Here is a 13,112-nt window from a genome sequence, read left to right on the forward strand (position 1 = left end):
CCATGGAAGGCCGGGAAGAGGCGGAGCTCTGCGCAGGGCTCGTGCGGACCGAGAGCACCGACCCCGGCACNTACGAGGGTGCGCTGGAGGCACAGGTGAGGGCGTGGCTCGAGGGGCGCGTGCGCCGCGCCGGGCTGGGAGACGTCGTCCGGTTCCGCGNGCTCGAGGCGCTGCCGGGGCGCCCGTGCCTCTCGGCGTGCGTGCCGGGGCGCGACGNCTCGTGCGAGGGGGCGCTCGTCTTCTGCTGCCACATGGACACCGTGGTGGTGGGCGACGGCTGGTCCGCCGACGTGGACCCCTTCGGCGGCGAGGTGCGCGACGGCCTGCTCTACGGCCGCGGCGCCTGCGACATGAAGGGCGNCCTCGCCTGCNCCCTGCTGGCCTTCGACGACCTGCTGCGCTCCGTCTCCCAGGCCCGCTGGGAGGCGGGATGCCACGGCACCTGCGTCTGCTCCGGCGACGCCCCGTCCGCCGACGACCGCTCCTGGCTGCCGAGAAGGCCCCTCATGATGCTCCTGACCGTGGACGAGGAGGACTTCATGCGCGGCATCGAGGCCGTGCTCGACGCCGGCTGGCTGGACGACGGCTGCTGGGTGGTGGACACGGAGCCCACGGACGGCCGCGCGCGGGTCTCCCACAAGGGGCGCACGTGGTTCGAGGTGGACGTCCGCGGCCTGACGGCCCACGCCTCCACCCCGTGGGAGGGCGCCGACGCCGTNGCCGCGGCGGCGGAGTTCGTGNGCCGGCTGNGCTCGTCGGTGCTCGCGCTCCCCGAGCACCCGGAGCTCGGGCGGAGCACGGTGACGTTNGGGCAGGTGGAGGGCGGCTACCGCCCCTACGTGGTGCCCGACCGCGCCCACCTGTGGATCGACATGCGCCTCGTCCCGCCGGCGGACACCGCCCTCGCGGAGCGGCTCGTGGCCGACGCCCTGGCCGGCGCCGCCGAGGCGGTGCCGGGGGCGGACGGCTCCTACACCGTCACCGGCGACCGCCCGCCGGTGGAGCGCGACCCGGACTCCCGCCTGCTGGCGGCCCTCGAGGGGGCCTCGGAGGCCGTGACCGGCTCGCCGGCGCCCGTGGACGTCTTCACCGGCTACACCGACACCGCCGTCATGGCCGCCGCCACCGGGAACCTCGAGTTCCTGAGCTACGGCCCCGGCAGCCTGGAGGTGGCCCACAAGCCCGACGAGCACGTGCCCGTGGCCGACCTCGTCAGGGTGCGGAGGGTCCTCTCGGCCCTGGCGGCGGACTGCTGCCTCTGACCCACCCGGGCATCGGGCCCCTGCGGCCCGGAGACGGCGAGGGGGCCTCCCGAGACGCCTCGGGAGGCCCCCTCCTGCCAGGGTGCGCGTGAAACGAGCCGGGCGGCCAAAGCCGGGCCGCCCGACGGGCGCCGCCGTCAGTCGCGCACGGCGGCCTCAGCCCGCTCGGCCGCGGCGGCGCGCTCGGCGGCCTCCGCCTCGGCCTGGGCGATGAGCTCCAGCTGCTCGCGGGAGAGGTGGATGGGCTCGGCCGCCGTCATGTGGCCGTGGCAGAGCGACGTGGCGTGGCGCGGGGCGGCGTCGAGGNCGAGGCCCACGGTCGCCCCTCCCCCNTTCTTGAAGTTCTCCTTGGCCACGCTGATCATGAGCTTGATGCGGTTGAGCTGGTTGACCTCGGAGGCGCCGGGGTCGTAGTCCACGGCCACGATGTTGCTCTCGGGATGCATCTGGCGCAGGCGCTTGATCACCGACTTGCCCACCACGTGGTTGGGCAGGCAGGCGAAGGGGCTCGCGCACACGATGTTGGGGCANCCCTCCTCGATGAGGTCGCACATCTCGGCGGTGAGGAGCCAGCCCTCGCCCATGGTGTTGCAGAGGGAGAGGATCTCCTCGGCCTTGGCGGCCATGTCGAAGATGTCGGGGTACGGCTGGAAGCGTGTGGTCTCCTCGAGCATGCGGTTGATGGGCGCGCGGAAGGCCTCGATGGCCTTGATGCCCGCCATGTNGGTGNCGCGGCGCCTCATGGANCTGCCGAGCTCGCCCTTCATGTTGATGGGGCTCGTGAGGCCGAAGAGGAAGAAGTCCACGAGGCCGGGCACCTGGGCCTCGCAGCCCTCGGACTCGATGACCTTGACCACCTCGTTGTTGGCCGTGGGGTGGAACTTGACGAGGNTCTCGCCCACCACGCCCACGCGGGGCTTGGAGCGGTCGTTGACCAGCGGCAGGAGCTCGAACGCATCGATGGTGCGCTGGCACAGGCGGTAGAACGACCTGCGGTCCATGGTGGGCATGGCCCGCTCCGCCTCGTCCATGATGAGGGCGAACAGGGCGTCGGCGCTGCCGGGCTCCTCCTCGTAGGGGCGGCAGCGGTAGAGCAGCTGCATGATGAGGTCGCCGAAGAGCAGGGCGTAGAGGGCCTTGACGATCACGGCGGGCTTGAGCAGCTCGAAGCCGGGGTTGTCCTCGTCGAGGCCGCNGGCCACGGCGAGGCTGATCACGGGGATGTNGCCGTTGCCGGAGTCCTTGAGCGCCTTGCGNATGAGGGCGATGTAGTTGGTGGCGCGGCAGCCGCCGGCGGTCTGGGTGATGAGGACGGCCGTGCGGTCGAGGTCGTACTCCCCGCTCTCGATCGCCTCCATGATCTGGCCGGNGACCAGGATCGACGGGTAGCAGATGTCGTTGTTCACGTACTTGAGACCGGCGTCCACGGCGCCGCGGTCCACCGACGGCAGCAGCACCATGTTGTAGCCCGCCGCCTTGATGATGGGNTCCACGAGGGCGAAGTGGATGGGGGCCATCTGCGGCACGAGGATGGTGTAGCCCTCCTCGCGCATCTCCTCGGTGTAGCGGGGTTTGGGGAACGCGGCGCTGCCGGCCTCCCGCTCCACAGGCACGGCGTCGGCGCCGAACTCCTCCTCTAGCCCGGCGCGCTGCTCCTCGAGCGCGGCCATGAGGGAGCGCACGCGGATGCGGGCGGCACCCAGGTTGGAGACCTCGTCGATCTTGAGACAGGTGTAGACCTTGCCGGACGCCTCGAGGATCTCCTGGACCTGGTCGCAGGTGAGGGCGTCGAGGCCGCNGCCGAAGGAGTTCAGCTGGATGAGGTCGAGGTCGTTGCGGCCGGCCACGAAGCGCGCGGCGCGGTAGAGGCGGGAGTGGTACATCCACTGGTCCACCACGCGGATGGGGCGCTCGGGGCGGGTGCGGTGCGCCACGGAGTCCTCGGTGAGCACGGCGAAGCCGAACGAGGAGATGAGCTCGGGGATGGCGTGGTTGACCTCGGGGTCGTTGTGGTACGGGCGGCCGGCGAGCACGATGCCGTGGGCGTCGTTGCGCTCGACCCAGTCAAGCGCCTCGTCGCCGGCGTCGGCCATGGCCTGCTTGAAGTCGAGGTCGGCCTGCCACGCGGCGTTGACGGCGGCGTCCACCTCGGCGCGGGTGATGTGGGCGCCCCGCACGCGGCCGCGGCCCTCGGCGGCGTCGGCCTCGCGCTGGACGGAGACCACCTCGTAGAGGCGCCGCTTGAGCTCCCGCCTGTCGTCGTAGGGCAGGAAGGGTGCCAGGTACTCCACGGAGGGCGAGGAGAGCTCGTCGACGTTGAGCTCCAGGGCCTGCGGGTAGCTCATGACGATGGGGCAGTTGTAGTGGTTGCCGGCGGTCTCGTCCTCCTGGCGCTCCCAGCGCACGCAGGGCATCCAGATGAAGTCGACGTCCTTGCCCAGCAGGTNCATCACGTGGCCGTGGGAGAGCTTTGCCGGGTAGCAGACGGACTCCGAGGGCATGGACTCGATGCCGGCCTCGTAGGTGGCCTTGGTGGAGTCGTCCGACGGCACCACGGCGAAACCCAGCTCGGTGAAGAACGTGTGCCAGAAGGGGTAGTTCTCGTACATGTTGAGGGCGCGCGGTATGCCCACGGTGCCGCGGGGCNCCTCCTCGCGGGACCAGCCCGGACGGTCGAACAGCAGGCGGTTCTTGACCTCGAAGAGGTTGGGGGCGGTGCGCTTGGCCTTGGAGCCGCCGGCGCCCTTCTCGCAGCGGTTGCCGGTGATGAAGCGCCGACCGCCGCCGAAGTCGTTGATGGTGAGCAGGCAGTTGTTGGAGCAGCGGCCGCAGTGGGCGTTGACATGCCTCACCTCGAGGTTGTCGATCTCATCGCGGGAGAGCAGCGCGGAGGCGCCGTCCTCCCCGGCGCGGTCGCGGGCGAGGAGGGCGGCGCCGTAGGCGCCCTTGCACCNGGCGATGTCGGGGCGGATGGCCGTGCGGCCGCAGAGCTGCTCGAAGGCGCGCAGCGTGGCGTNGCCCATGAAGGTGCCGCCCTGGACCACGANCTTCCGGCCGATGGACCCGGCGTCGCGCATCTTGATGACCTTGAACAGCGCGTTCTTGATGACCGAGTAGGACAGGCCCGCGGCGATGTCGCCCACGGTGGCGCCCTCCTTCTGGGCCTGCTTCACGCGGCTGTTCATGAACACGGTGCAGCGGCTGCCGAGGTCCACGGGGGCCGTCGCGCCCACGGCCGCGGCGGCGCAGTCGCGCACGTCCATGCCCNTGGAGTCGGCGAAGCTCTCGATGAACGAGCCGCAGCCGCTCGAGCAGGCCTCGTTGAGCATGATCGACTCGATGACGCCGTCGCGCACGCGCAGGCACTTCATGTCCTGGCCGCCGATGTCGAGGATGAACTCCACGTCGGGCACGAACGCCTTGGCACCGCGAAGGTGGGCCACGGTCTCGATCTCGCCGGAGTCGGCCTTGAGGGCCTCGATGAGCAGGACCTCGCCGTAGCCGGTGGTGGTCACGTGGCCGACGGTCGCGCCCTCGGGCAGTGCGTCGTAGAAGTCGTCCATGATGACGCGGGCGGTGCCGAGCACGTCGCCGTTGTTGTTGCCGTACCAGGTGCGCAGGAGCTGGCCGTCCTCGCCCACCATGGCGGCCTTCATGGTCGTGGAGCCGGCGTCGATGCCGATGAACACGCGGCCGCGGTAGCCCTCGAGGCTGCCCTTGGGGACCACCTCGGCGCCGTGGCGGGCGCGGAACTCCTCGAGGGCCCCCTCCGTGGCGAAGAGCGGGGGCAGGCGCTCGACCTCGGAGCCCTGTGTGGAGCCGAGGGCGTCGAGGGAGGCGATGACGTCGTCGAAGGTGACGAGCCTGTCGCTCTCGCCGGCCATGGCAGCGCCGGAGGCCACGAAGAGGTGGGCGTTCTCGGGCACCACGCGGTGCTCCTCGTCGAGGTCGAGGGTCTCGTAGAAGCGCTCGCGAAGCTGGGAGAGGTACTGGAGCGNGCCGCCGAGGAAGGCGACGTAGCCGCGGATGGGGTGGCCGCAGGCCAGGCCCGACACGGTCTGGTTGGCCACCGACTGGAAGATGGAGGCGGCGATGTCGGCCGGCGCGGCGCCCTCGTTGAGCAGGGGCTGGACGTCGGACTTGGCGAAGACGCCGCAGCGACTCGCGATGGGGTAGATGTGCGTGGCGTCGCGGGCCAGCTCGTCGAGGCCGGTGGCGTCGGTGTGGAGCAGCGACGCCANCTGGTNGATGAACGCGCCCGTNCCACCGGCGCAGGTGCCGTTCATGCGCTGCTCGATGCCGTTNTCGAAGTAGANGATCTTGGCGTCCTCGCCGCNGAGCTCGNTNGCGCAGTCGGTCTGAGGGATGAGCGTCTCGACGGCGCGCTTGGAGGCGATGACCTCCTGGACGAACTCGAGGTCGAGCCACTGGGCCAGCAGGAGGCCGCCGGAACCGGTGATGGCCACGCGCANGGGGGCGCCGCCCACGTGGGCGCCGGCGCGCTCGAAGAGCTCCTTGGCCGTGGCGCGGATGTCGGTGTGGTGGCGCTGGTAGTTGGCGTAGACCAGCTCGCCGTCGGCGTCGAGCACGGCCACCTTGACGGTGGTGGAGCCGACGTCGATGCCGAGGCGGAGGTCGGTGCCGGAGAGGTCCAACGGCTCGGCAGGAGCGAGCTCGGCGCCCGTCTCCACCAAGTGGTACCTGCTGTTTTCCGTGGCGTTATGACTCATCTGCGTCCTCCAAAGAAGCCATGAGGGCCAAGCCGTACATGGGGATGTTCATGTCGTAGGAGCTGCCGTACAGGTCGCCGGGGCGCACGAACATGAGCAGGGTCATGAGGCGGGCCATCGCGCCCACGGGCTCGGCCATGCCGCCCTGGAGCCACCGCTCCAGCACACCGCACTCCGCGCTCACGGCGAAGGTGACGTAGTAGTCGANGAAGGCGCNGAGGGTGCGGCCGTCCAGGCCCTCGAGGGCCCGGGACGCGAAGGCGTCGTGGAGGGCGGCCTTGAGGCGCTGCATGAAACTGGGGTCGCCGCCGGGGCCCAGGAGCGGGACGAGCAGCGCGCTGCGGTCCCTGAAATAGGAGAGGAGCTCCACCGACCCGGGCACGGGCTCCAGGGCGTCGCAGGCCGAGAAGACCTGATCGAGGTGGTTCTCGGCCACGGCCTCGGCGAGGCGCACGACGTCGGCGAGGGTCTCGTCCTCCACCTCGGCCACGAGGTCGTCGATGGAGCGGTAGTGGGCGTAGAAGGTGCGTCGGGTAAGGCCTGCGCGGTCGCTCACCGAGGTGACCGTGACCCGGGCGNGGTCCCCCTGGGCCACAAGGTCGGCGGCGAGGGCGTCGCGGAGAAGCTCCCGGGACCGCACGCAGCGCGGGTCGGCGGCGTTGGACTGGCTGGTTCGGGGCAAGGGCACTCCTGACCGATTTTGTATACATGGTGTGCAATACTGCACGGTCCGTGAAGTATTGCACATACCGTGCANATGGTTCCCCAAAAATCGCCGTAGCATACCAGTGCCCGCCGTCCCACCACCCGGACACTTCTGTCCCAATGGTCGGGCACTTCTGTCCCAGCCGCCCTGGGCCTCCGACCGTTCGGAGGATATCTATGCACTCATTCGCGTATTCATTCGGACAATGTGNCAAAAATCGTGTATTAGGCCACTTTCTATAACAAGACTGTTTCAAGGTGCCCCTTTAGGGGAGCCCTCCCCCGCACCCGTGTCAGCATCCTCCTCACGCCCGACGCGACAGCACAAGGAGCAACCATGAAGAAGAAGCCCCACCTTTCCACCGTGCTCGGCTGCATGCTGGCAGCCGTGCTCGCCGTGACCCTCGCGGCCTGCGGCGGCTCGCCCTCCCCGTCCGGNTCCTCCGCCCAGGAGCCNGACACCTCCACGACCGATGACTACGCGCTGGTCGAGGACGGCAAGCTCACCATGATCTCCAACTTCTACTTCCCGCCCTTCGTCTCGATGAGTGCNGANAACGGCGGCGACTTCGAGGGCTTCGACGTGGNNGTCTACAAGGCGGTCTGCGACAAGCTCGGCCTCGAGCCCAACATCCTGCCCTCCGTGCAGTTCGACACCATCGTCCCCACCATCAAGCAGGGCGGCAAGGCCGACGTCTCCATCGGCGCGGTCACCATCACCGACGAGCGCCTGGAGGAGGTCGACATGACCGACCCCTACATGGACTCCAACCAGGCCATCGTGGTCAAGAAGGGCGCCACCGCCACCGACGTGGACACCCTCAACGTCGCCGGCACCCAGGTGGCCGTGCAGTCCGGCACCACCGGCGAGTCCTGGGTCAAGGAGAACCTGCCCAACGCCACCTGCGTGCCCCTGGACGACATCATCCAGTGCCTCACAGGCCTGCAGAGCGGCCTCTACAACGCCGTGGTCTGCGACCTGCCCGTGGCCCAGTACGAGATCAAGATCGCCTACTCCGACCTCGAGGTGACCACCGAGATCCCCACCGGCGAGCAGTACGGCATCGTGGTATCCAAGGACAACCCCGGCCTCACCGAGAAGATCAACCAGGCCCTCAAGGACCTCGAGGACGACGGCACCATGGACCAGCTCGAGCAGAAGTGGTTCGGGACCACGCTGTAAGGCCCCTCGCCACCCGGAGCCCGGGTCCTCGCATCAACGGAAGCGCTTGGAACGCCCGCCCGTATCCGACGATACGGGCGGGCGTTCCCGTGCGGCCGCCTTCACCCCGCGGCCTGGCGCACCGCCTCNAGCAGCTCGTCGCCGTAGCGCTCCACCTTGCGGCGGCCCATGCCCGGCACCTCGAGGAGCTCCTCACGGGTGGTAGGACGCCTGCGGCAGATCTCCTCCAGGCAGGCATTGGTGGCCACGACGTAGGCCGGAGAGTCCCCGGCGAGCTCGCGGCGCACGTCGCGCAGGCGCTGGAAGAGCGCCTCGTCCACGGGACCGCCCCCCGAGCCGAACGCCCTCCCCCGGCCAGGGGCGCCGGGGGCGGCCGACGCCCCGCGGGCCCCGGGGGCCAGCATGAGCGGCTCCCGGCTCTGCAGGTAGGCGGAGCCCTCCTCGGTGAGGTACAGCACCGGGCGCTCCTCTGCGGTGAAGGCGAGCAGCCCGCGGTCAACCAGCACGTCCACCAGCCGGTCCACGCCGACGGTGCCCACCGACGCGAGCAGCCCGTAGGTGGAGAGGCGGTCGAGGCCGCGGTCCAGGATGTCGGCGGAGCGCGAGCCCGTGAGCACGGCGCTCACCCGGGCGCGACCCTGGAGGCGCCCCTGGCACTGGAGCCGGGCCACGCAGGAGAGGACCTTGAGGGCGTCGGTGGTGCGGTCCTCGTCGGCCGTGCCCGCGGCNGCCCGGGCCTCGGCGTCGCGGCACACGCCGCAGGCCTCCACGCCGGGCCCGCAGCGGTCCGGGGCCTCCTCGCCGAAGTACGCGAGGATCCGCTGGCGCAGGCACCGCTCGGACACCGCGTAGCGGCGCATGGCCTCGAGCCTGGCGTAGGCGGCCTGGAGCCGAGCCTCGGCCNCCGGGTCGCNGTCGGAGGCCTCGGAGCCGTGGGAGATGAGGAACCGCGCCGTCTGGAGGTCGGCCTCCCGGTAGAGCAGCACGCACTCAGCCGGCGAGCCGTCGCGCCCCGCGCGGCCGGCCTCCTGGTAGTAGGCCTCGAGCGTGAGGGGCAGCGAGCGGTGCAGCACGTAGGAGACGTCGGACTTGTCGATGCCCATGCCGAAGGCGTTGGTGGCCACGACACAACAGCATCGGTCATGGGTGAAGTCGTCCTGGGCNTGGGCGCGCTCGGACTCGGCCATGCCGGCATGGTAGCGGGCGGCGCGGACCCCGGCGGCCCTGAGCGCCTCGTGAAGGGCGTCCACCTGCTTGCGGGTGGCGCAGTAGACGATGCCCGAGGTGTCGGCGTGGGCGCGCACGTAGGAGACGACCCAGTCGGTGCGCCGACGCTCGTTGGGGAAGCGCTCGCAGGAGAAGGCCAGGTTGGGACGGTCGAAGCTCGCCACCACGCGGAGGGGGTCGACGAGCCCGAGCGACGCCGCGATGTCGGCACGCACGGCGTCGGTGGCCGTGGCGGTGAGCGCGAGAATGGCNGGGCGCGAGCCCTGGGCGGCGGCCACCGCGTCGACGGCGTCACGGATGCGCAGGTAGTCGGGGCGGAAGTCGGCGCCCCACTGGGAGATGCAGTGGGCCTCGTCCACGGCCACGATGGGGCAGCCGCGGCGTGCCACGGCGGCGGCGNGNCGCGGGTCCCCCAGACGCTCGGGAGCCACGTAGAGGAGGNCGAGNTCGCGCGCGACGCGGGCGAGGACGTCGGCCTGCTCGGCGGCCGAGANCGTGGAGTTGAGGTAGGCGGCCTCCACGCCGCAGGCCTCGAGGGCGGCCACTTGGTCGGCCATGAGCGAGATGAGCGGCGAGACCACCACGGCCACACCGGGCAGCAGGATGGCCGGCACCTGGTAGCAGATGGACTTGCCGGCGGAGGTGGGCATGACGGCGAGGGCGTCGCGGCCGTCGAGGGCGGCACCGACGACCTCGCGCTGGTGTGGCCTGAACGAGTCGTACCCGAAGACGTCCTTGAGCACGTCCTCGGGCGTGGACGCGTGGGTCATGGGGCTCCTCTCGCCGGGTTTTGCCGGGCCACCCAGTGTAGGCCNTGGGGGCCGCGCCCTCGTATACAATGGCGGGACCGCAACGCCGAGAACGGAGGCCCCATGTCCATCACGCCCGAGGAGGTCTTCGAGACCCTCAACATGGTCTCGCAGCAGAACCTCGACATCCGCACCGTCACCATGGGCATCTCCCTAGGCTCGTGCGCCGACCCCTCCATGGATGCCCTCTGCTCCAAGGTCTACGACCACGTGTGCCGCACGGCGGAGCGCCTCGTCCCCGTGGNGGAGTCGTTGGAGNGCGANTACGGCATCCCCATCATCAACAAGCGCGTCTCGGTGACGCCGGTGGCCCAGGTGGCCGCGGCCTGCCCCGACGAGGACCTCACCCCCGTGGCCCACGCCCTCGACCGCGCGGCGGAGACCCTCGGCGTCGACTTCATCGGCGGCTTCTCGGCCCTCGTCCAGAAGGGCGTGGGCGACTCCGACCGCCGCCTCATCCAGTCCATCCCCGAGGCCCTGGCCGGGACCTCCCGCGTCTGCTCGAGCGTCAACGTGGCCACCCTGCGCGCGGGCATCAACATGGACGCCGTGCTGCTCATGGCCGAGAAGATCTTCGAGTGCGCCGAACTCACCCGCGACGAGCAGTGCGTGGCCGCCTCCAAGCTCGTGGTCTTCGCCAACATGGTGGANGACTCCCCCTTCNTGGCCGGCGCCGTCCACGGCACGGGCGAGGCGGACGCCGTGATCAACGTGGNCGTCTCGGGCCCCGGCGTCATGGCCGCCGCCCTCGAGCAGCTGCCCCCCACCGCGAACCTCGACGAGGTGGCCGAGCGCATCAAGGAGACCGCCTTCAAGATCACCCGCGCCGGCGAGCTCATGAGCCGCGAGGCCGCCAGGCGGCTCGGCGCGGCCAAGGGCATCGTCGACCTCTCGTTGGCCCCCACCCCCGCCGTGGGCGACTCCGTGGCCCGCATCCTCGAGATCATCGGCGTGGGAGAGTGCGGCGGCCCGGGCACCACGTGCGCCCTGGCCCTGCTCAACGACGCCGTCAAGAAGGGCGGCGTCATGGCCAGCTCGAGCGTGGGCGGCCTGTCGGGCGCCTTCATCCCGGTGTCGGAGGACGCCGACATGATCCGCGCCGCCCGCGACGGCGCCATCTCCCTCGAGAAGCTCGAGGCCATGACCTGCGTGTGCTCCGTGGGCCTCGACATGATCGCCGTCCCGGGCGACACCACGGTGGAGGCCCTCGCCGGCATCATCGCCGACGAGATGGCCATCGGCGTCATCAACAACAAGACCACGGCCGTGCGCATCATCCCCGCCATCGGCAAGGAAGCGGGCGACACCCTCGTGTTCGGCGGCCTCTTCGGCGAGGCGCCCGTCATGGCGGTGAACCCCCACGCCGGGACCGTCCTCGCCCACCGCGGAGGCCACTTCCCCGCACCGCTCAACAGCCTCAAGAACTAGTTCCGGGGGACAGGCCCTGGCGACGGCCCGCCGTCNGACGCTATGCTGTGGCCCCGAACAGGCGCCGCACACGACAGGCGCGAGNCACGGGGAGGTTTCCATGGCCCGAACTCCGAGAGCGCGGCCGTCCGCTGACGGCGGGTGCCCCGGCCGCGGGGGGACCCGCCGCACGGGCGGCCGCGAGCCAGCGCCCCACGGCCGCCCCACCGGCGACAGGCGCCGCGGCACCACACCGGCCCACGGCAGGCCCGCGGCCGACGCGCGCCCCTCCTCCCGAGGCGACCGTCCCGCCCATGGCGGGCGAAGCACAGGGTCGGTGGCGGCTTCAGCCGCCCACAGGGCGGCCCGGGCCGAGGCCCGCCAGGATCGGTCCCACGGCCGTGGCACGGTGCGCGCGCTCCCCGGGGCCCGCGCGCACCGGGACCTCATGGGGCCCGGCACCCGTCGCCGGCCGTCCTCCCCCCTCCTCAGGAGCGCCCTCGGCCGCCCCGCCGCCCCGATGCGCGTCCTGCTCTGGGCCGCGGCCGCCGTGGCCGTGACGGCCGTGGCGCTCGTGGCATCGTGCGTGGCCGGCAACGCCGAGACCGCCCGCCTGGCCCCGGCGCGCACGGCGACGATGTCCGCCGCGGCCGCAGGCCCCCACGACCTCCTGCAGGGGGCGGCCTCCACCGCGGCGGCGGCCTCCGACCTCACCCAGGCGGTCTCGGCCATCCAGGACCGGGGCGACACCGTGGGCTGGTACCTCTGCACCACCGACGGCACGGTCATCTCGGCCCACAACGAGGACACCGCCTACTACGCGGCCAGCGCCATCAAGGGCCCCTACGTGCTCTCGGTCCTCTCCGACGGGGGCTCCGGCGCGCCCGGCGCCCTCTCCGGGTCCGTGGCCAGCGCCATCGTGGACTCCGACAACAACTCCTACTACCGGGTCAAGAGCGCCTTCGGCACCGACNGGATAAACGAGTGGCTCGAGGCCGCAGGCTCCGCCGAGACCCTCGACGAGGACGTCGGCTCCTACGTGGACCTCACACCCCGCCAGCTCGCCGGCCTCTGGGTGCAGGCCTACCCCTACATCCAGGCACAGGACGCCGAGGGGGACACGTTCGCCGCGTCGGTCTTCTCGGAACCCGCCAACAGCGTCATCCCGTCCCTGGAGNGCGTCACNGCCAGCTGGTCCNAGCCCGGCTGGATCNCCGTGGAGTCGGAGTCGTCCACCGTCAACGCCGGTGTGGTCGAACGCGGCGACACGGCCTACGTCANCGCCGTCANGACCGACGACGGGGACGNCNTCGAGCGCCTCGNCCGGGTGGTCGTGGCCCTGGACGCCATCGGGCGGCTGGCCGTGACCGAGGCGACCGGGCNCGAGGCGGCCGGACGGTTGGCCGTGACCGAGGCGACCGGGCAGGTGGCCGTGACCGAGGCGGGATAGCGGCGCGCGCTCAGAGGCGCCCGCCCTTCCAGCGGTCGAGGTGTTCGGCGAGGCGGCGCTCCTCAGCGCGCTCCCGCACTGTCTGCGCGACGCAGCCCGCCACGAGGCCGCCCAGGTAGAACGCCGTGAACATGACCCAGGCCCCGGGACGGTCCACGGGGAACCAGCGACACGCCGCGGCCACCCAGGCGAGCAGCCCGTAGAACCCCACGCCGAAGAGCAGCACGCGCACCGGGTATGGGACGCCCCGGATGAGGACGTCGGTGAAGAAGACCGCCTGGAGCACAGCCCCCGCGGCCGAGGCCGCCAGGAGCGACCAGCCGTAGGCCACCCCCGCGG

General features: G+C 71.4%; 7 protein-coding genes. 3 read left to right on the plus strand and 4 right to left on the minus strand.

Annotated elements, in window-relative coordinates; genetic code table 11:
* Positions 1-2: 2 nt before the first annotated feature.
* Positions 3-1,262, plus strand: a complete 1,260-nt coding sequence (locus JX283_RS01055) for a M20 family metallopeptidase (protein ID WP_204828938.1) — start codon at positions 3-5, stop codon at positions 1,260-1,262.
* Positions 1,263-1,399: 137 nt separating this feature from the next.
* Here JX283_RS01055 and JX283_RS01060 read toward each other — a convergent pair whose 3' ends face one another.
* On the minus strand, positions 1,400-5,992 hold the full coding sequence (locus JX283_RS01060; protein ID WP_204828939.1) for a 2-hydroxyacyl-CoA dehydratase: 4,593 nt from the start codon (positions 5,990-5,992) through the stop codon (positions 1,400-1,402).
* Entirely contained in the window at positions 5,982-6,674 is a 693-nt protein-coding gene (locus tag JX283_RS01065) for a TetR/AcrR family transcriptional regulator (RefSeq protein WP_239652406.1), read from the minus strand. Before JX283_RS01065 ends, JX283_RS01060 begins: the two co-directional genes overlap by 11 nt.
* 360 nt (positions 6,675-7,034) lie before the next feature.
* Here JX283_RS01065 and JX283_RS01070 point away from each other — a divergent pair, with 360 nt between their 5' ends.
* Positions 7,035-7,880 (plus strand): ABC transporter substrate-binding protein, encoded by an 846-nt coding sequence (locus JX283_RS01070; protein WP_204828941.1) that lies wholly within the window; start codon positions 7,035-7,037, stop codon positions 7,878-7,880.
* Between the two features lie 101 nt (positions 7,881-7,981).
* On the opposite strand, the gene JX283_RS01075 is transcribed toward JX283_RS01070, so the two are convergent.
* Entirely contained in the window at positions 7,982-9,877 is a 1,896-nt protein-coding gene (locus tag JX283_RS01075; RefSeq protein WP_204828942.1) for a RecQ family ATP-dependent DNA helicase, read from the minus strand.
* Positions 9,878-9,979: 102 nt separating this feature from the next.
* Here JX283_RS01075 and JX283_RS01080 point away from each other — a divergent pair, with 102 nt between their 5' ends.
* On the plus strand, positions 9,980-11,344 hold the full coding sequence (locus JX283_RS01080) for a PFL family protein (RefSeq protein WP_204828943.1): 1,365 nt from the start codon (positions 9,980-9,982) through the stop codon (positions 11,342-11,344).
* A 1,439-nt stretch (positions 11,345-12,783) separates the two neighbouring features.
* On the opposite strand, the gene JX283_RS01085 is transcribed toward JX283_RS01080, so the two are convergent.
* Positions 12,784-13,112 (minus strand): hypothetical protein (locus JX283_RS01085; protein WP_204828944.1); only part of this gene is annotated, 329 nt, incomplete at its 5' end.

Source organism: Olsenella sp. CU969 (assembly GCF_905219715.1).
GTDB classification, from domain to species: Bacteria; Actinomycetota; Coriobacteriia; order Coriobacteriales; family Atopobiaceae; genus Granulimonas; species Granulimonas faecalis.